The organism is Methylobacterium crusticola, from assembly GCF_003574465.1.
Classification (GTDB): Bacteria; Pseudomonadota; Alphaproteobacteria; order Rhizobiales; family Beijerinckiaceae; genus Methylobacterium; species Methylobacterium crusticola.
Genome location: NZ_KZ984616.1, coordinates 3,861 through 21,800, shown reverse-complemented (window position 1 = coordinate 21,800; position 17,940 = coordinate 3,861). Strand labels below are relative to the sequence as shown.

Sequence of the window (17,940 nt, the reverse complement as noted above, 5' to 3'; positions counted from 1 at the left end):
GCATTTTGTCCAGCTTTTCGCGAAGTGAAACTCACGCGTTAAAGGTTCGTCAACGAATCGCCGTCCTGCTGGACAGTTTTAATTCATGAGCGTTTTTCAGCCACTTAGGTTTTACGCGGAGTTCCCAGTGAGCGCCCGACGATATCGCTGACGTCGGGCGAGAGGCCGGTGACCGCCGCGACCGCGCGCAGGGCCTCCTCGGCCTTCTGGCGGCGTCCCGCCTCGACCATACGCCAGTTGTTGAAAGCAGTTAGCAGGCGCGCCGCGACCTGGGGGTTCTTCCCGTCGAGGTGCCGCACGGCCTCGGCCACGAGGTCGTAGCCGGCCCCGTCCGGCCGGTGGAACTGGGTCGGGTTGTTGAGGCTGAAGCTGCCGATGAGGGAGCGGACCCGATTCGGGTTGCCGAGGGCGAAGGCCGGGTGCTCCATCAGGCCGCGCACGCGCGCCACGGTCCCGGGCTCGGGGATCGCGGCCTGGATGGCGAACCACTTGTCGAGCACCAGGGGCTCGTCCCGATAGGCCTCGGCGAAGCCGGCGAGAGCCCGCTCCCGGGCCTCCCCCGGCAGGAGCGTGAGCACGGCGAGGGCCGCGAGCCTGTCCGTCATGGTGGCGGCGGCCTCGACCTGCGCGACCGCGAGCCGCGTGCCGAGGCCGGGATCCGCGGCCGCGAGGAGGTCGAGGGCGACGTTGCGCAGGGCCCTGCGCCCGGCGCTCGCGGCGTCCGGGCTGAAGGGCGCGCCCGGCGGCTCCGCCAGGGCCTCGCGCAGGGCGGCGAGGCGGGCCGCGAGGTCGCGGCCGAGATGGGTGCGCAGGGTCTGGCGGGCGCGGTGGATCGCGTCCGGATCGACCTCGGTGCCGATCTCCTGGGCCGCCTCCTGGTCGCCCGGCAGCGTCAGCACGAGCGCCGCGAAGGCCGGGTCGGCCAGCGCCTCGGCGTCCAGGAAGGCCGCGAGGGCCCGGCTCAGGGCCTCGCCCCGCGGCCCGGCCTCCTCCGCCTGCGGGGCGCCCGCCCGCACGCGGGACAGGATCGCCTCGAGGCCGAGGCTCTGGGCCGCCTGCCAGCGGTTGAAGGGGTCGCTGTCGTGGGAGAGGAGGGCGAGGCGCTCGGCCGGGGTCAGGGCGTGCGCCACCTTCACGGGCGCCGAGAAGCCCCGGAACAGCGACGGCACCGGGGCCGCGTCGACGTCGGTGAAGACGAGGCTGTCCTCCTCCGCCTCGAGCACGAAGACCCCGTCGCGGACCCGGTCGCTGCGCCCCGCGACGGCGCCGCCCCCCGGGTCCACGAGGCCGAGGGCGACCGGGATCACGAGGGGCAGCGGGGCCGCGCCCGAGGCGGCCTCGGTGACGACGGTGGGCAGGGACTGGCGGAACGCGAGGGTGTAGGTCCGGGCGGCCGGGTCGTGCCGGCCCGACACCGCGACGGTCGGCGTGCCGGCCTGGGCGTACCAGCGGGCGAAGGCCGCGAGGTCGCGGCCGCTCTCCGCCGCGAAGGCGGCCAGGAAATCCTCGACCGTCGCCGCGGTGCCGTCGCAGGCCGCGAAGTAGCGGTCCATGCCGCCCCGGAAGGCCCCGGGCCCGAGCAGGGTGCGCAGCATGCGGACGATCTCGGCGCCCTTCTCGTAGACCGTCGCCGTGTAGAAGTTGTTGATCTCGCGGTAGGCCTGCGGCCGGACCGGGTGCGCGAGGGGGCCGGCATCCTCCGGGAACTGGCGCGCCCGCAGGGTCCGCACCTCGGCGATGCGGTGGACCGGGCGCGAGCGCGCGTCGGAGGAGAATTCCTGGTCGCGGAAGACGGTGAGGCCCTCCTTGAGGCAGAGCTGGAACCAGTCGCGGCAGGTCACCCGGTTGCCGGACCAGTTGTGGAAGTACTCGTGCGCGATGATCGCCTCGATGTTGGCGTAGTCCGCGTCGGTCGCCGTGTCGGGGCTGGCGAGCACGTACTTGTCGTTGAAGATGTTGAGGCCCTTGTTCTCCATCGCCCCCATGTTGAAGTCGGAGACCGCGACGACGTTGAAGACGTCGAGGTCGTAGGGGCGCCCGAAGGCCGTCTCGTCCCAGGCCATGGAGCGGGCGACCGCGTCGAGGGCGTAGGGCGCGCGGGGCTCCTTGCCGGGCTCGACGTAGACGGCGATCTCGACGTCCCGGCCCTCCATGGTGGTGAACCGGGTGGCGACGCGGCCGAGCCGCCCGCCGACCAGGGCGAACAGGTAGGCGGGCTTGGGGTGGGGGTCGTGCCAGACCGCGTAGTGGCGGCCCTCGCCGGCCGGGCCGGCCTGCCCCGGGTTGCCGTTGCCGAGCAGCACCGGCGCCTCCTCCAGGTCGGCCTCGATGCGGGTGGTGTAGACCGCCATCACGTCGGGCCGGTCGAGGAAGTAGGTGATGCGCCGGAAGCCGTCCGCCTCGCACTGCGTGCAGTAGACGCCGCCGGAGCGGTAGAGGCCCATCAGCTTGGTGTTGGCGCTCGGGTTCACCTGCGTCTCGATCGCGAGGGTGAACGGGCGCCGGGGCGGCTGGTGCAGCACGAGGGCGCGGGGCTGGACCTCCACGGCCCCGGGCGCGGGCGGCTGCCCGTCGAGGTCGAGCGCCAGGAGGGTGAGCTCGTCCCCGTCGAGCACCAGGGGGGCGCCGGCCTCGCCCTTCGGGTTGGGGCGCAGCGCCAGCGTCGCGGTGATGCGGGTCTCGGTCGGGTGCAGGCGCACGTCGAGCTCGACGCGGTCGATCAGGTAGTCGCTCGGTCGGTAATCGGCGAGGCGGATGATCGGCGGCGTCTCGGTGCGCATGGCGGTCTCGCGTGTCTCGCTTGCGGGGACGGCCGGCCGCCGTCGGGATCGAGGGCCTTTGTACCGGCCGGGAGCCCGGGCGCAACGCGGGGGTTCGGGCGGCCGCCCGTCGCGGCCGCGGGCGCCCCCACGAGGGCCTCTCGCCGCGACGGCCTCTCGCCGCGAGGGCCCCTTGCCGCGAGGGGGGCCCTCGCCGCGAGGGCCCCTTGCCGCGAGGGGGGCCCTCGCCGCGAGGGCCTCGCGCCCCGCCCGCGTCGCGCTAGAGTGGCGCAGGGGCGCTCGACCCCGGCACGGGATGGAAACACATGAGGACGCTGCTGCTCGCCGGCCTGCTGGCTGCCGGTCTCTTCTCGCGGCCCGCCACGGCGGAGGTCGGCGAGGTCACGCTCGGACAGCAGTTCGGGCTGAGCTTCCTGCCCATGATGTACATGGAGGAGGCGGGGCTGGTTGAGAAGCACGCCCTCGCCCTCGGGCTGCCGAAGCCGAAGGTGGTGTGGGCCCGGCTCGCGGGGCCGTCGAACCTCAACGAGGGCCTGATCTCGGGCGCGATCCAGTTCACGGCGCTCGGCACGCCCTCGGTGGGCCTGCTCTGGGACAAGACACGGGGGGACGTGAAGGGCCTCGTGGCGATCTGCTCCTATCCCCTCTACCTCAACACGCGCAGCCCCGGCGTTCGGTCGCTCAAGGATTTCGGCCCGCGCGACAAGATCGCGGTGCCGTCGGTCAAGGTCTCGACTCAGGCGATCATGCTGCAGATGCAGGCCGAGAAGGAGTGGGGCCCCGGCCAGGAATCCCGCATCGACGCCCAGACGGTCTCCCTCGGCCACCCCGACGCGATGACGGCCATGCTCAGCAACACGGAGGTGACGGCGCACTTCGCGTCCTCGCCCTTCCACGAGATGGAGCGGAAGGACCCCCGCATCCGCACCGTCTTGACCTCCTACGAGATCCTCGGCGGGCGGGCGACGGCCGCGACGCTGATCACGAGCGAGCGCTTCAAGAAGGCCAACCCGCGCACCGTCCAGGCCGTGCTCGGCGCCACCCGGGAGGCGATCGACTACCTCAACGCCGACAAGCGCCGGGCGGCCCAGCTCTACGTCAGGCTCGCCGGGGGCAAGAACTCGGTCGAGGAGATCGAGGCCATCCTGACGAACCCGGACTGGGCCTACACGCTGACTCCCGAGAAGATCGGCAAGACGGTCCAGTTCATGAACAGGCTCGGGACGGTGAAGACCCCGGCGACCGACTGGAAGCAGCTCTTCTTCTCGGAGGCGCACGCGCTTCCCGGGGATTGACGGGCGCAGCGTGGCGCGCGCGGATCGCCGCGGGGCCCCGGCCTTCCCGGGCGCCGGGCGCGCCGCCTCCCCGCGAAGGGCGGCCGGCAGGGCCGGCCGACCACGACGCCGGTGTTCACCGTCCGCACCGGCCGCAGGACGGCGCTGCCGTCGCGGCGCCGGGATGCCGGCGGCCGAGAGGCCGCCGAGCCGCGTGCGACCCGTCAGTTCGGCCACGGTCCGTTCCCCCGCGCGGGTCGCGTCGCGGGGGGTGGTTCTCTCGCGAGGAATTCGGATTAGGGTGCGGCGAACGCGCTCGGGAGCCCTCTGGATGACCTATCGGTGTGACCACCTCCACCTGCGAAGCCGCGACGCCGTGGCGGCGGCGCGCTTCTACGTCGAGGCGCTCGGCGCGCGGGAGACCGGCCGGGACGGCGCCCCCGTGGTCAGCCGGGTCATGCTCGACCTCGGGGGGCTCACGCTCTTCATCGAGCAGGCGCCCGCGGCGACCGGGCCGGCGGCGCAGCCCCCGAACCTCGGCATCGAGCATCTCGGCCTGCGCGTCGACGACATCGAGGCGACGGTCGCCGACCTGCGGGAGCGGGGCATCGCGCTCGTCTCCGGGATCACCGACGTGCGCCCCGGCCTGCGCATCGCGTTCTTCGACGGGCCCGACGGCGTGCGCATCGAGGTGCTTCAGCGGGGGGCCTGAGCACGGACGGGGCGGGCGCGGCCTTCAGGGGCCGTGCGCCAGGACGATGCCCCCCGCCGCCTGCCCGGCCTCGAGCCGCCGCATCGCGGCCTCGGCCTGGTCGGGGGGCACGGTCTCGGTCTCGACGGTGGTCAGGCCCCGTGCCCGCACGAGGTCGGCGCGCGCGCAACTCGCCGAGGTTGCCGACATACGACCCCGCCAGGGTGAGGGCGCGGATCGGCAGGAGCGGCATCGCCAGGGTGATCTCGCCGCCGAACATGCCGACCGCGGTGCGGGGCGGGCGCCGGCCCGGGGCGCCACCGGCGAGCGGCGCCCTTGCGGCGCAAGATTGCCGGCAGGACCGTGCGGGCGCGGCGCGGAGCCACGGTGGCGCCCCGCGCCCCCGCGCCGGCATCCCGGTCCGCGGGTGTGCTGCAAGTCTTCGAGAGCAATGGTGGGCCCGGCAGGACTCGAACCTGCAACCAGACCGTTATGAGCGGTCGGCTCTAACCATTGAGCTACAGGCCCTTTTGTTTTATCACCAACATCTTAGCGCCGAAGTGGGGGCTACAAAACAGCTTCGGCTACAGAAACCCCATTCGTGAGTAGCCGGAGGAGGGCGCCTCGGCAAGCCTTTCGGCTCCGTGTCGCTCCTGCGCTCGCGCGGGTCGCGGGTCGCGGGCATCGGGGCTGAACTCGGCGCATTCGTCAAATCGGCCTGAAGGCGGAACCAGACGGTCTAACGTCGGTTGACAGGCTGTAACCCACGAGTTACGGTGCCTCTTGTTCGACATCCGGCAGACTCCCGAATACGAAAGATGGTTCCTGGGTCTTCAGGACGTCAAAGCCATCACCCGCATCCTCGCGCGCGTCCGAAACTTGTCCCTCGGCAATGCGGGGGATGCTGAGCCGGTCGGGGAGGGAGTGAGCGAAATTCGCATCCACTACGGCCCCGGCTATCGGGTCTATTACAAACGCAGCGGCAAAACGATCTATCTGTTGCTCTGCGGTGGAGATAAGTCGACGCAGAAAGACGACATCCGGCAGGCAAAGGCGCTTGCCGCGGAAATGGAGGATTGAGCCATGCCTATCGCGACAAAGCCTTGGGATGCCGCCGAATACCTCGACAGCCAAGAGGCTATCGCTGCTTATCTGGAGGCGGCTTTTGAGGAAGGCGACCCTGCGCTCATCGCGGCTGCGATCGGCGACGTGGCGCGAGCGCGCGGCATGGCTCAGATCGCACGCGACTCTGGCCTTGCTCGGGAAGCTCTCTACCGATCCCTCAAGCAGACCGGCAATCCCGAGTTCGCCACCGTAATGAAGGTGATGAAGACGCTTGGGGTTCGGATCACAGTCGAACCCGTCAGAAAGCCGGAGGCGGCTTGAATCGCCTTGAGCCGCTCGACCGCCCGCTGCAAGCTCGCCCAGATCCGCGGCGCCCGGCGATCCAGGTCGGCAAGGCGGGTGCCGATGCCGTCCGCCGGCCAGACGACCGGGCGATGGGCGGGCTACAAAAGCGCTACAGATTGACGTGAACCGAGCGAGAACGTTCACGCCTGTTCTCTCGCGCTATGATTTTGATTACATTGAAGAATTGCGATGAGCCGACCGTTATGAGCGGTCGGCTCTAACCATTGAGCTACAGGCCCGGCGTCCCGTGCTTAGGAGAAAGCACCGGCAGCGTCCAGGGCCAAGTGCCTCAGCCGGCGCCGGCGCGGGGCAGGGCGGCCGGGCCCGCGTCGGCCGAGAGGACGCCGAGATAGGTCTCGACCACGCGGGCGTCGCTCTGGAGCGCGGCGCTCGGGCCCTCGAGGACGACGGCGCCGCCGTCGAGGACGTAGCCGTAATCGGCGATCCGCAGGGCGGCTCGGGCGTTCTGCTCCACGAGCAGGATCGCGACGCCCTGGTCGCGCAGGGCCGCGACCGTGCGCATGACCTCGGCCACGATCAGGGGGGCGAGGCCGAGGCTCGGCTCGTCGAGCATCAGCAGGCGCGGCCGTCCCATCAGGGCGCGGGCCATCGCCAGCATCTGGCGCTCGCCGCCCGAGAGGGTGCCGGCGAGCTGGCGCCGGCGCTCCTTCAGGCGCGGGAAGAGCGCGAACATCTCCGCGAGGTCCCCGCCCGCGCCCCGCCCGCCCCGGAACCGGAAGGCGCCGAGCCGCAGGTTGTCCTCGACGCTCATGCTGGAGAACAGCTCGCGCCGCTCCGGGATGAGGCTCAGGCCCGCCTCGACCCGGGCCTCCACGGGCAGCCGGGCGAGGTCGCGGCCCTCGAACCGGATGCGGCCCCGCGCCGGCAGGATGCCCATGAGGGCGTTGAGCAGGGTGGTCTTGCCGGCACCGTTGGCGCCCAGCACCGTGATCAGCCGGCCCGCCTCGACCCGGAGCGACACGCCCCGGACCGCCTCGACCTTGCCGTAGGCGACCGTGAGGGCCTCGGCCTCCAGCATCGGGGGCGCCGCGCCCGGGCCCGTCATGCGGCGCTCCCCAGGTAGGCCTCGACCACGGCCGGGTTGCTGCGCACGCTCGCGGGCGCGCCCTCGCAGAGCTTGGCGCCGAAGTTCATCACCACGAGGCGGTCGGCGAGGGCCATCACGAAGTCCATGTCGTGCTCGACGAGGAGGATGCCCAGGCCCTCCTGGCGCAGCCGGCGCAGGAGGTCGCCGAGGGCCTGCTTCTCCCGGTGGCGCAGGCCCGCGGCCGGCTCGTCGAGGAGGAGGAGCGAGGGCCCGAGGCAGAGCGCGCGGGCGATCTCGACGATGCGCTGCTGGCCGAGCGCCAGGCTGCCGGCCGGGAGGTCGCGGGCCGAGCCGAGGCCGACGCGGTCGAGCGCGGCCTGCGCCGCCGCGAAGAGCGCCGCCTCCTCGGGCCCGTCGAGGCCGAGCGCCCCGCGCACGGGCCCGGCGGAGCCGCGCAGGTGGGCGCCGAGCGCCACGTTCTCGAGCACCGACATGCCGGCGACGAGCTTGACGTGCTGGAAGGTGCGGGCGCAGCCGAGCCGCGCGATCGCGCGCGCCGGCAGCCCGGCGACCTCGCGGCCCGACAGCCGCACCCCGCCGGCGGTGAGGCGGGCGACGCCGGTGACGAGGTTGAAGGTGGTGCTCTTGCCGGCGCCGTTGGGGCCGATCAGGGCCACGACCTCGCCGGCCCGCACCGAGAAGCCGATGTCGTTGACCGCCACGAGGCCGCCGAAGGTCTTGCGCAGGGCGGTGGCCTCGAGGAGCAGGGTGCCGGGGGCGGCGGCGGGCCGGGGGGGGAGGGGGCGCGGGGCCGGCCCGCGGTCGGGCGGCAGGGCGACGGAGCGGCGGGTGAGGAGCGGCCAGAGCCCGTCGGGCGCGCGCTGGAGCATCAGCACCAGGAGGACGCCGAACACGATCGCCTCGAAGTTGCCCTGCGTGCCGAACACCAGCGGCAGCACGTTCTGGAGCTGGTCCTTCAGCACCGTGACCAGCACGGCCCCGAACACGCCGCCCCCGATCGAGCCGGCCCCGCCGATCACCGCCATCAGCAGGTACTCGATGCTGGCGTTGAGGCTGAAGGGCGTCGGGTTGATGGCGCGCTGGACGTGGGCGTAGAGCCAGCCCGAGAGCGCCGCCAGCACCGCCGCGTAGACGAAGGCCACGATCTTCGCCCGGGCGGTGTCGATGCCGAAGGACTCGGCGGCGACGACCCCGCCCTTGAGCGCCCGGATCGCCCGCCCGGTGCGCGAGCGCAGGAGGCGTTGCGTCAGCCAGACGCAGAGTCCGACGCAGGCCCAGATCAGGTAGACGACCCGGCTGCTCTCGAGGAGCGGCACGCCGAGCAGCGTGATCGGCGGCAGGCCGGCGAGGCCGTCGTAGCGCCCGAGCCAGTCGGTGTTGCCCAGCACGTAGAAGAACGAGATGTTCCACGCGATGGTGCCGAGGGGCAGGTAATGCCCCGACAGGCGCAGCGTGACGGCGCCGATGATCCAGGCGGCCGCCGCCGCCGCCGCGAGGGCGGCCGGCAGGCTCAGCCAGGGCGACAGGCCGGCCCTGGTGGTGAGGAGCGCCGTCGCGTAGGCGCCGACGCCGACGAACATCGCTTGCCCGAACGAGGTGATGCCGGCGACCCCGGTGAGCACCACGAGGCCGATCACCACGATGGCGGAGAGGCCCGCGTAGGCGAGGAGCGTGAACCAGAACGGCGGGATGCCGGGGACGAGCGGCGCCGCGAGGAGGCACGCGCCCGCGAGGGCGGCGAGGAGGCGGGTCGGCATCGTCACTCCTCGTCCTCGATCGGGGCCGAGCGCAGGGAGCGCCAGAGCAGGACCGGGATGATCGCCATGAACACGATCACCTCCTTGAAGGCGCTGGCGTGGAAGGAGGCGAGGGACTCGATGAGGCCGACGAGGATCGCGGCGGCGGCCGCCGCCGGGTAGCTCGCGAGCCCGCCGATGATGGCGGCGACGAAGCCCTTGAGGCCGATGAGGAAGCCGGTGTCGTAGTAGACCGTGGTCAGGGGCGCGATGAGGATGCCCGAGAGTGCGCCGATGAAGGCCGCGACCGAGAAGCTGAGGCGCCCCGCGAGGGCGGGCGCGATGCCCATCAGGCGGGCGCCGAGGCGGTTCACCGCGGTCGCGACCAGCGCCTTGCCGAGGAGGGTGCGGGCGAAGAACAGCCAGAGCGCCACGATGATCGCCAGGGTGAGCCCGACCATCCAGAGCGACTGCCCGCTCAGCACCAGGGGCCCGGCCGGGAAGGCGGCGTCGGAGAGGGGCGGGGTGCGCGAGCCCTCGGCGCCGAAGAACACGAGGCCGAGCCCCGTCAGCGCGAGGTGCACGCCGACGGCGGCGATCAGCAGCACCAGCACGGAGGCGTGCGCCAGGGGCCGGAACGCCACGGCGTGCAGGTAGGCGCCCATCGGGGTCACGATCGCGAGGGTGAGCAGGATCTCGACCGGGAGCCCGGCCCTGAGGGGCGCGAGCCCGTAGGCCGCCGCCGCGACGAGCGCCGGCAGGGCGAGGTCGCGCGCCGCGATGCGCAGGAGCGCTCTCCCGTCGAGGACCGGGCGCGCCTCGAGGCAATCGGCCAGGAAGGCCGCGGCCCCAAGCCCGAGCAGGAGCGGGACCGTCCCGGGTACGGTGCCGGCCTCGAAGGCCGCGAGGGTGAGGGCCCCGTAGGCGACGAACTCGCCCTGGGGGATCAGGATCACCCGGGTGACCGTGAAGACGAGGACGAGGGAGAGGGCGATCAGCGCGTAGATGGCGCCGTTCACCACCCCGTCCTGGAGCAGCAGCAGAAGGATCGTGGCGTCCACGGTGGCAGGCTCGGGGTCGGTGAACAGGGGCGGGCGGCGCGGGGCCGGGGGGATCCAGCCTCCCCGGGGACGCGCCCGCCCGGTCGCGTCCCCGGGGGCCCGTGCGCCCGGGAAGGAGGCGCTCGCCCGGCGCCCGCCCGGGGGCGGCGCCGGGTCGACCGGGCCCGCGTCAGTTCGTGGCCGGGACCAGCTTCCAGCGGCCGTTCTCGATCGTCACCATCACGCGGGCGCGCTCGTCCTGGCCGACGTGGTCGGCCGGGCTCATGCTGGCGACGCCGTGGGTGTAGACCACCTCCCTCAACCCCTCGAGGGCGTCGCGCAGGGCCGCGCGGAACTCCGGCGTGCCGGGCCGGGCCTTCTTCAGGGCCGCCGGGATCGCGCTCGCGAGGAGCACCTGCGCGTCGTAGGCGTGGCCCCCGAAGGTCGCGAGCGTGCCGGCGCCGTACTTCGCCTCGTAGGCCTTCGTGTAGTCGAGGGCGACCTTGCGGACCGGGTTGCTGTCGGGCAGCTGCTCGGCCACCAGGAGAGGGCCGGCCGGCAGGACCGTGCCCTCGACGTCCTTGCCCCCGACCCGCAGGAAGTCAGCGTTGGCGACGCCGTGGGTCTGGTAGTAGCGGCCGGCGTAGCCGCGCTCCTTGAGGGTCTTCTGGGGCAGGGCGGCCGGCGTGCCGGAGCCGGCGACCAGGACCGCGTCGGGGCGCGCCGCCATCACCTTGAGGGCCTGGCCGGTGACGCTCGTGTCGGTGCGGGCGTAGCGCTCGCTCGCCAGGAGCTTGATGCCCCGGGCCTCGAGCCGGGGCGTGATCTCGCCGAGCCAGCCGTCGCCGTAGGCGTCGTTGAAGCCGATGAAGCCCACGGACTTCACGCCGGCCCGCACCATGTGGCCGACGATGGCCTCGGCCATCAGGCTGTCGTTCTGGGGCGCCTTGAAGACCCAGCGGCGCTTGTCGTCCATCGGCGAGACGATCTTGGCGGAGGCCGCGAGGGTGATCATCGGCACCTTGGCCTCGGCCGCGACCTCGATCATCGCCAGGGAGACCGGCGTGGTCGAGGAGCCCACGATGGCGTCGACCCTGTCGTCGCTCGCGAGCTTGCGGGCGTTGGCGACGCCCTTGGTGGTGTCGGAGGCGTCGTCGAGGACGATCCACTCGACCTTCTCCCCGCCGATCTCGGCGGGCAGCAGCGCCACGGTGTTGGCCTGCGGGATGCCCAGGGAGGCTGCCGGCCCGGTCTTCGAGATGGTCACGCCGACCTTGATCGGCTCCGCCAGCGCGGGCGCCGCCAGCACGGTGCCGGCGAGCGCGAGGGCCCAGAACGTCCGCCTCATGTCGTCTCCTCCCGTCGGGATGCCGCACCGGTTGCGCCCGGTCGCCGGCAGGGCCCTTGAGCCCTCATTCCTCGCCGATTTGCAAGCCCGGCCGGCGCCTCCCGCCCGGGCCGGGGCCCGTGGCGCGGGCCCCGGCGCAAATTGACACCAGGCCGGGAGGCATATAATTAACCGTCCGGTTGGTCAATAGATAACGCCGGCCGCCCGCGGGCGGACCGGTCGATCGGGCAGGGAGGCCGCCATGACCGAGACCCTCGTACTCACCGAGGCACGCCCCGGCTACCGCGTGCTCACGCTCAACCGGCCGGAGCGGCTCAACAGCTTCACGGCGGCCCTGCACGAGGCGCTGCGGGAGGCCCTGCGGGCGGCCGCCGCCGACGAGGCCTGCCGGGCGGTCGTGCTCACGGGCGCCGGGCGCGGCTTCTGCGCCGGCCAGGACCTGTCGGACCGCCGCTTCCCGCCGGACGCGACGCCGGACCTCTCGGCGACGATCGAGGCCTACTACAACCCCCTGATCCGCCAGATCCGCGACCTGCCCATGCCGGTGGTCTGCGCCGTCAACGGCGTCGCGGCGGGCGCCGGCGCCAACATCGCGCTCGCCTGCGACATCGTGCTGGCGGCCCGCTCGGCGACCTTCCTGCAGGCCTTCGCCAGGCTCGGGCTCGTGCCGGACGCGGGCGGCACCTGGCTGCTGCCGCGCCTCGCCGGACGGGCGCGGGCGCGGGGCATGGCGCTCCTCGCCGAGCCGGTGCCGGCCGCGCAGGCCGAGGCCTGGGGCCTGATCTGGAAGGCCGTGGACGACGACGGCCTGATGGACGAGGCGCACCGCCTCGCCGCGCACCTCGCCGCGCAGCCGACCTTCGGGCTGTCGCTGATCCGGCGGGCCCTCGACGCCTCCGAGACGAACGACCTCGACGGGCAGCTCGACCTCGAGCGCGAGCTACAGGGCCGGGCCGGGCGCACGCCCGATTACCGGGAGGGCGTGGCGGCCTTCCTGGAGAAGCGGGCGCCGCGCTTCACCGGGAGGGCGTGATGGAGGGGGAAGCGCTCGCCCGCGCCTGCGCCGGGGCGATGTGGGCGCAGGACCGGGCCAGCCAGGGGCTCGGCATGCGCCTCGAGCGGGTCGGGCCGGGCGAGGCGGTGCTGTCGATGCGCGTGCGCGACGACATGACGAACGGGCACGGCTCCTGCCACGGCGGCTTCATCTTCGCGCTCGCCGACTCGGCGTTCGCGTTCGCCTGCAACTCCCGCGACCAGCGCAGCGTGGCGCAGCACTGCGCCGTCACCTTCCTGCGGCCCGGCCGGCGGGGCGAGGTGCTGACCGCCCGGGCGGCGGAGCGCGCCCTCGCGGGGCGCTCGGGCCTCTACGACGTCACCGTGTCGGACGCGCAGGGGCGGGCGGTGGCCGAGTTCCGCGGCCACTCGCGGGCGGTGCCGGGCACCGTCCTGACCCTCGGACCAGGCCTGCCCCCCGGATCGGACCCGCCCGTCGGACCGGGCTGACGCGACGAGGCGGCGCGACGGGACCGGGGACCCGGCGCCGACGCGAGGACGTGGCGCCGAGACAAGGACCTGGCGCCGATCCAAGGACCTGGCCCCGAGATAAGGACTTGGCGCCGATCCAAGGAACTTGGTGCCGAGACAAGGACCTGGCGCCGGAAGCCAGGACCAGAGACGCAACAGAGGCTCGGAGCCGTGGCCCTCTCGACGGAGGCGGCTCCGGAGGCCGAGACGACGAGGGAGGAACGCCATGCCGCCGATCGCGCCCCGCAAGCTCGCCGAGATGCTGCCGCGGGCACGCGACCTCGACCGCTTCGAGACGGCCCCCCGGGCCGAGCTCGCGGCCCATCAGCGCGAGCGGCTCGGCCGGACCCTGCGCCACGCCTACGAGAACGTGCCGCACTACCGCGCCGCCTTCGACGCCGCCGGCGTGCGCCCGGACGCGTTCTCCGATCTTCCGGACCTCGCCCGCTTCCCCTTCACCACCAAGGCGGACCTGCGGGCGAACTACCCGTTCGGGATGTTCGCGGTGCCGCGCGAGCAGGTGGCGCGCATCCACGCCTCCTCGGGCACCACCGGCAAACCGACTGTGGTGGGCTACACCCGGCACGACCTCGACGTCTGGGCCGACTGCGTCGCCCGCTCGATCCGCGCCGCGGGCGGGCGGCCCGGGATGGTCGTCCACGTCGCCTACGGCTACGGCCTGTTCACCGGGGGGCTCGGGGCCCATTACGGCGCCGAGCGGCTCGGCTGCACGGTGATCCCGATGTCCGGCGGCATGACCGAGCGCCAGGTCCAGCTGATCCAGGACTTCCGGCCGGACATCATCATGGTGACGCCGTCCTACATGCTCGCCATCCTGGACGAGTTCCGCCGGCAGGGGCTCGATCCCCGCGCCTCGTCCCTGAAGATCGGCATCTTCGGGGCCGAGCCCTGGACCAACGCGATGCGGTCCGAGATCGAGGAGGCGTTCGACCTGCACGCCGTCGACATCTACGGCCTGTCGGAGGTGATGGGCCCGGGCGTCGCCAGCGAGTGCGTCGAGACCAAGGACGGGCTGCACGTCTGGGAGGACCACTTCTACCCGGAGGTGATCGACCCGGCGACCGGGGCGGTGCTGCCGGACGGCCAGGAGGGCGAGCTCGTCTTCACCTCCCTGTCCAAGGAGGCGATGCCGGTGATCCGCTACCGCACGCGCGACCTCACGCGCCTCCTGCCCGGCAGCGCCCGGGCGATGCGGCGCATGGAGAAGATCACCGGGCGCACGGACGACATGATGATCGTGCGCGGGGTCAACGTCTTCCCGAGCCAGATCGAGGAGAAGATCCTGGCGATCCCGGCGCTCTCGGCCCACTACCAGGTGGTGCTGACCCGGGAGGGCCGCCTCGACGGGATGGCGATCCGGGTCGAGGCCCGGCCCGAGGCCGACCACCCCGAGACCCGCCGGGCGGCGGCGGACCGCCTCTGCCAGGCGGTCAAGGACACGATCGGCATCACGGCGGCCGTCGAGGTGCTCGACCCGGACGGCATCGAGCGCTCGCTCGGCAAGGCGCGGCGCGTCGTCGACCGCCGGCCGAAGGACTGAGAATCCAGGATCCTCATGGCCCGCACCCGCGCCAGCGACTACGACGACAAGCGCCGGGCGATCCTCGACCGCTCGGCCGAGCTGTTCGCCGTCCACGGCTACGACCGCGCCTCGATGAGCCGGATCGCGCAGGCCTGCGGCGTCTCGAAGGCGAACCTCTACCACTACTACCGGGACAAGGACGAGATCCTGTTCGACGTGATCCGGCTGCACCTGGAGGAGCTGCTGGAGGCGGTGGAGGCCGCCGACCTGCCGGGGCTCGCCCCCGAGGCGCGGCTGCGCGGCCTCACCGGCGCGCTCCTCGAGGCCTACCGGGATGCCGACGCCCAGCACAAGGTGCAGATCAACCACCTCGGGCTGCTCGCGCCCCCGCGGCAGGCGGAGCTGAAGGCGAGCGAGCGCGAGCTCGTGCGCCTGTTCGCCGACGCCATCGCGGGCGTGGCGCCCCACCTCGCCGGCACGCGGCTCCTCAAGCCCGTGACCATGTCGTTCTTCGGCATGGTCAACTGGCACTACCTCTGGTTCAAGGGCGAGGGCGGGCTGAGCCGGGCCGCCTACGCCGACCTCGTCACGCGGCTCGTGGCGGACGGGGCGAAGGGCATCGGCGCCGGGGCGGCGGAGCCTCCCTCCGTGCGGGCGGCGCGGGGGTAGGGTCGGCCGCCCCGCGCGGGACCGCCCGGCTCCGGGCCGGGCCGGGCCGGGCGCCCCGCCCTCAGCCCCGCATCGCGTTCATCGTCAGGAGCTCGTAGGTCGCCGCCGTCTCGCCGGTCCCGGTCTGGATCTCGACGTCCCAGCGCACCTCGCCGTACTGGGCGTTGCGGGGCGACTTCTCCTTGGCGGTGAGCCGGACCCTGATCGCCTCGCCGGGCCTTAGCGGCTTGAGGAAGCGCAGGGAATCCAGGCCGTAATTCGCCAGCACCGGGCCTGGGTCGGGGTCGACGAACAGGCCGGCCGCGAAGGAGAGCAGCAGGTAGCCGTGCGCCACCCGGCCGGGGAAGAACGGGTGCCCCCGCGTCGCCTCCTCGCTCATGTGGGCGTAGAAGGTGTCGCCCGTGAAGCGGGCGAAGTGCTCGATGTCCTCGAGGGTGATCGTGCGCTCGGCCGAGTGGAAGCTGCGGCCGATCTCGAGCTCCTCGAAGTGGCAGCGGAACGGGTGCTGCGGCGCCACCGCCTCGGGCGCGCCCTTGATCCAGCTCCCGGTGATGCGCGACAGCATGGCGGGGGAGCCCTGGAGGGCGGTGCGCTGCATGTAGTGGTGGAGCGCCCGCATCCCGCCGAGCTCCTCGCCCCCGCCGGCGCGCCCGGGCCCGCCATGGACCATGTGGGGCATCGGCGAGCCGTGGCCGGTCTGCTCGCGGGCGCAGTCGCGGTCGAGGACGAGGAGGCGCCCGTGATAGGCGCCGACCCCGAACACCAGGGCGGCGGCGGCCTCGGGATCGTGGGTGTAGAGCGAGGCGACGAGGCTGCCCTCGCCGCGGTTGGCGAGGTGCGCCGCCTCCTCGAGGCCGTCGTAGCCCATCACGGTGCAGACCGGCCCGAAGGCCTCGAGCGCGTGGACCCGGGTCGCCCGGAGCGGGTCGGGGCAGTGCAGGAGCAGCGGCGCCAGGAAGGCGCCCCGCTCGGCATCCGCCCCCTCGACGGCCACCCGGGCGGGATCGCCGTGGACCAGCTCGGCCTCGGCCCGCAGGGCCTCGACGCGGGCGAGCACGTCCCGGCGCTGGGCCAGGCCCACCACCGGCCCCATCCCGACCTCGGCGCGGGCCGGGTCGCCGATCCGCACCTGCCCGAGGCGGGCCCCGATCGCCTCGATCACCGCCGGCACGCGGGGGCGCGGCGCCAGGGCGCGCCGGATCGCGGTGCATTTCTGCCCCGCCTTCACGGTCATCTCCCTCGCCACCTCGGCGACGAAGAGGTCGAATTCCGGCGAGCCGGGCTCGGCGCCGGGGCCCAGGATCGCGGCGTTGAGCGAGTCGCGCTCGGCCACGAAGCGCACCGCCTCGCGGGCCACGACGGGATGGCGCTGGAGAATCTGGGCGGTCTCGGCCGAGCCCGTGAAGGAGACCACGTCCTGGCACGTCAGGTGGTCGAAGAGGTCCCCGGTCGAGCCGACCACGCATTGCAGCGCGCCCTCCGGCAGCAGGCCGGACTCGGCGATGAGCCGCACCAGGGCGTGCGCCACGTAGGCCGTGACGGTGGCGGGCTTCGTCACCACCGGCACGCCGGCGAGGAGGGCCGGCGCCAGCTTCTCGAGCAGGCCCCAGCACGGGAAGTTGAAGGCGTTGATGTGCACGGCCGCGCCCCGGAGGGGGGTCAGCACGTGGCGGCCGACGAAGCTGCCGCCCCGCGACAGCGGCTCGACGCCGCCGTCGGTCAGGAAGGTCGCGTTCGGCAGCTCGCGCCGGCCCTTGGAGGCGTACACGAACAGCGTGCCGATGCCGCCGTCCACGTCGATGAGGTTGTCGGTGCGCGTCGCGCCGGTCTGGTGCGAGAGCCGGTACAGCGCCTCCTTGCGCTCGCCCAGGTGGGCGGCCAGGCGCTTCAGCATCTCGGCCCGCTCGTGGAAGGTCAGCCGGCGCAGGGCCGGGCCGCCGACGCGCCGCGCGTAGTCCAGCACCTCGCCCATGGCGAGGCCGCCGCTCGCCCACTCGGCCACAACCTCGCCCGTCACCGCGCTGCGGATGCCGGACCAGTCCGGCCCCGGCGCGGTCCAGCGTCCCTGGACGAAGCTCTCCAGCCGCATGGCGTCCTCCCGTCCCTCGCGTTGCCGGAGATTATTGACCGACCGGCCGGTTGGTCAAGGGGCGGCGTCCTCGACAACCGGGCCGCGCCCTCGCTATCGGGTCTCCCGGGACGGCACAGCGCCCGGGGAGGTTGAGCGCCGAGATGGCCGATTTCGTGGAGGACCTGCTCGATGCGTTCCACCGGCGCACGCCGATCCGGGCGGGCTCGCTCGTGGTGACGGTCTTCGGCGACGCGGTCGTGCCCCGGGGCGGGGTGCTGTCCCTCGAGTCGCTCCTGGCGATCACCCGGGCGTTCCGCATCGGCGACGGGGTGGTGCGCACGGCGCTCTCGCGCCTCGTCGCCGACGGCTGGTTCGAGCGCTGGAAGCTCGGCCGCAACAGCTTCTACCGGCTGACGCCCCGGGGCAGGACCGCCTTCGCGCGGGCGACCGAGCGCATCTACGGCCCGCCCGCCCAGGCCTGGGCGGGGGCGTTCGACCTCGTCCTGCTCGACGGGGCCGCCGACCCGGCGGGCCGGCGCGCCGACCTCGCGGCCGCGGGCTACGGCGTCCTCGGGCCGGACCTCCTCGTCTGCGCCCACCCGGCCGAGGGCGCGGGCGCCGGGGCCCTGCGGCTGACGGCCCAGCCCGAGGACGCCGCGACCGCGCGCCGGCTGGCGGCCCGGGCCTGGCCGGTCGCCGAGGTGGGGGCCCGCTACGCCCGCTTCGTCGCCGCCTTCGCGGGCGTGGCGGCGGCCCTGCGCCGCGGGCGCCGCCCGGGGGACCTC

General features: G+C 73.4%; 15 protein-coding genes, 1 tRNA gene and 2 pseudogenes. 9 read left to right on the top strand and 9 right to left on the bottom strand.

The genetic code is table 11. The features are described 5' to 3' along the window. Positions 1-104 precede the first annotated feature (104 nt). Entirely contained in the window at positions 105-2,780 is a 2,676-nt protein-coding gene (gene pepN / locus DT057_RS01400; RefSeq protein WP_128560339.1) for an aminopeptidase N, read from the bottom strand. Between the two features lie 305 nt (positions 2,781-3,085). Here pepN and DT057_RS01395 point away from each other — a divergent pair, with 305 nt between their 5' ends. Together DT057_RS01395 and DT057_RS01390 are read left to right on the top strand one after the other, a co-directional pair. Continuing rightward, positions 3,086-4,075, top strand: coding sequence for an ABC transporter substrate-binding protein (locus DT057_RS01395; protein WP_128560338.1), 990 nt, complete (start codon positions 3,086-3,088; stop codon positions 4,073-4,075). 310 nt (positions 4,076-4,385) lie between these two features. After that, the gene (locus DT057_RS01390; protein WP_128560337.1) at positions 4,386-4,766 is read left to right on the top strand and encodes a VOC family protein; all 381 of its coding nucleotides are present in this window, start codon (positions 4,386-4,388) and stop codon (positions 4,764-4,766) included. A gap of 24 nt (positions 4,767-4,790) precedes the next feature. Here DT057_RS01390 and DT057_RS35325 read toward each other — a convergent pair whose 3' ends face one another. Together DT057_RS35325 and DT057_RS01385 are read right to left on the bottom strand one after the other, a co-directional pair. Beyond that, positions 4,791-4,955: a hypothetical protein gene (locus DT057_RS35325; protein ID WP_162501286.1), complete on the bottom strand. Its 165-nt coding sequence runs from the start codon at positions 4,953-4,955 to the stop codon at positions 4,791-4,793. 242 nt (positions 4,956-5,197) lie between these two features. Then, positions 5,198-5,273, bottom strand: a tRNA-Ile gene (locus DT057_RS01385). Between the two features lie 255 nt (positions 5,274-5,528). Between DT057_RS01385 and DT057_RS01380 the strand changes: the two genes are divergently transcribed. Then, the gene (locus tag DT057_RS01380) at positions 5,529-5,825 is read left to right on the top strand and encodes a type II toxin-antitoxin system RelE/ParE family toxin (protein ID WP_128560336.1); all 297 of its coding nucleotides are present in this window, start codon (positions 5,529-5,531) and stop codon (positions 5,823-5,825) included. Positions 5,826-5,828: 3 nt separating this feature from the next. After that, positions 5,829-6,131, top strand: a complete 303-nt coding sequence (locus tag DT057_RS01375) for an addiction module antidote protein (protein WP_128560335.1) — start codon at positions 5,829-5,831, stop codon at positions 6,129-6,131. 35 nt (positions 6,132-6,166) lie between these two features. On the opposite strand, the pseudogene DT057_RS37650 reads toward DT057_RS01375, so the two are convergent. The 5 genes and pseudogenes from DT057_RS37650 to DT057_RS01355 form a co-directional block, all read right to left on the bottom strand. Then, a pseudogene (locus tag DT057_RS37650) lies at positions 6,167-6,232 on the bottom strand (DUF7831 domain-containing protein); the annotation flags it as partial. A 479-nt stretch (positions 6,233-6,711) separates the two neighbouring features. Beyond that, a pseudogene (locus DT057_RS37440) lies at positions 6,712-7,194 on the bottom strand (ABC transporter ATP-binding protein); the annotation flags it as partial. A 23-nt stretch (positions 7,195-7,217) separates the two neighbouring features. Continuing rightward, positions 7,218-8,981, bottom strand: coding sequence for a branched-chain amino acid ABC transporter ATP-binding protein/permease (locus tag DT057_RS01365; protein WP_128560333.1), 1,764 nt, complete (start codon positions 8,979-8,981; stop codon positions 7,218-7,220). A 2-nt stretch (positions 8,982-8,983) separates the two neighbouring features. Then, positions 8,984-10,021, bottom strand: coding sequence for a branched-chain amino acid ABC transporter permease (locus DT057_RS01360; RefSeq protein ID WP_128560332.1), 1,038 nt, complete (start codon positions 10,019-10,021; stop codon positions 8,984-8,986). A 169-nt stretch (positions 10,022-10,190) separates the two neighbouring features. Then, complete coding sequence (locus tag DT057_RS01355) at positions 10,191-11,348, bottom strand: ABC transporter substrate-binding protein (RefSeq protein ID WP_128560331.1); 1,158 nt, start codon at positions 11,346-11,348, stop codon at positions 10,191-10,193. A gap of 241 nt (positions 11,349-11,589) precedes the next feature. On the opposite strand from DT057_RS01355, the gene paaG reads away from it, so the two are divergent. The 4 genes from paaG to DT057_RS01335 all read left to right on the top strand — a co-directional run bounded on the left by paaG (position 11,590) and on the right by DT057_RS01335 (position 15,084). Beyond that, on the top strand, positions 11,590-12,381 hold the full coding sequence (paaG, locus tag DT057_RS01350; protein ID WP_128560330.1) for a 2-(1,2-epoxy-1,2-dihydrophenyl)acetyl-CoA isomerase PaaG: 792 nt from the start codon (positions 11,590-11,592) through the stop codon (positions 12,379-12,381). Then, positions 12,381-12,851, top strand: a complete 471-nt coding sequence (paaI, locus tag DT057_RS01345) for a hydroxyphenylacetyl-CoA thioesterase PaaI (protein ID WP_128560329.1) — start codon at positions 12,381-12,383, stop codon at positions 12,849-12,851. Before paaG ends, paaI begins: the two co-directional genes overlap by 1 nt. A gap of 247 nt (positions 12,852-13,098) precedes the next feature. Further along, positions 13,099-14,433, top strand: coding sequence for a phenylacetate--CoA ligase PaaK (paaK, locus tag DT057_RS01340; RefSeq protein WP_128560328.1), 1,335 nt, complete (start codon positions 13,099-13,101; stop codon positions 14,431-14,433). A gap of 15 nt (positions 14,434-14,448) precedes the next feature. Then, positions 14,449-15,084: a TetR/AcrR family transcriptional regulator gene (locus DT057_RS01335; protein WP_128560327.1), complete on the top strand. Its 636-nt coding sequence runs from the start codon at positions 14,449-14,451 to the stop codon at positions 15,082-15,084. 61 nt (positions 15,085-15,145) lie between these two features. Here the strand turns inward: DT057_RS01335 and paaZ are convergent, their stop codons facing one another. Continuing rightward, positions 15,146-17,173 (bottom strand): phenylacetic acid degradation bifunctional protein PaaZ, encoded by a 2,028-nt coding sequence (gene paaZ, locus DT057_RS01330; protein ID WP_128560326.1) that lies wholly within the window; start codon positions 17,171-17,173, stop codon positions 15,146-15,148. Between the two features lie 143 nt (positions 17,174-17,316). On the opposite strand from paaZ, the gene DT057_RS01325 reads away from it, so the two are divergent. Beyond that, the coding region (locus DT057_RS01325) for a phenylacetic acid degradation operon negative regulatory protein PaaX (protein WP_244937327.1) at positions 17,317-17,940 on the top strand (624 nt) is incomplete at its 3' end.